This window comes from Achromobacter sp. SIMBA_011 (assembly GCF_046535435.1).
In the GTDB taxonomy this organism is placed as follows: Bacteria; Pseudomonadota; Gammaproteobacteria; order Burkholderiales; family Burkholderiaceae_B; genus Achromobacter; species Achromobacter dolens.
Genome location: NZ_JAWRWN010001049.1, coordinates 1 through 244 on the forward strand (window position 1 = coordinate 1; position 244 = coordinate 244).

Below are 244 nucleotides of genomic sequence, written 5' to 3' on the forward strand. Positions count from 1 at the left end.
GTCGGCATTCAGCTCTTCGACGGTGATGATATGGCTGCCAACAGTCAGATCGACATCGCCCTCGATGACGAAATGGCCGGAGGCTTCCGCGGTGGTCTTGCCGATTTCGCTGTCATCGACCAGCGCACGCACCGTCGAGGCAGCAGGTGCTGAACCGGCAACGAAAATCTTCGACCCTTCGAATTCAACGGCGCTGACCTGAACGGTTGACGTCAGCGGGGCAGCGGCCGGAGCCATGACGCCG

1 protein-coding gene is annotated in these 244 nt (G+C 61.1%); it reads right to left on the minus strand.

The genetic code is table 11. The features are described 5' to 3' along the window. A partial coding sequence (locus SB816_RS34230; RefSeq protein ID WP_410548527.1) for a hypothetical protein occupies positions 1–244 on the minus strand: 244 nt, incomplete at both ends.